This is a genomic window from Paraburkholderia sp. BR14320, from assembly GCF_040948665.1.
Lineage (GTDB): Bacteria > Pseudomonadota > Gammaproteobacteria > Burkholderiales > Burkholderiaceae > Paraburkholderia > Paraburkholderia youngii.
Genome location: NZ_JBFPKG010000418.1, coordinates 1 through 225, shown reverse-complemented (window position 1 = coordinate 225; position 225 = coordinate 1). Strand labels below are relative to the sequence as shown.

General features: G+C 68.9%; 1 protein-coding gene. It reads left to right on the top strand.

Features of this window, described 5'->3' with window-relative positions; genetic code table 11:
* On the top strand, nucleotides 1-225 hold a 225-nt coding region (locus tag AB3X89_RS40890; RefSeq protein WP_368588134.1), incomplete at both ends, for an AMP-binding protein.

The window sequence follows — 225 nt, the reverse complement described above, 5'->3', positions numbered from 1 at the left end:
CGTCGGAGCGGTGCATCCATGAGCTGTTCGAGGCGCAGGTGCGGCGGGCACCGGAGGCGGTGGCGCTGGTGCATGAGAACGAGAGACTGAGCTATGGGGAGCTCAACGCGCGGGCCAACCGGCTGGCGCACCATCTGATCGCACTCGGAGTCAGGCCGGACCAGCCGGTGGGGATCTGCGTGGAGCGCAGCGCGGCGATGGTGGTGGGGCTCTTGGCGATCCTGA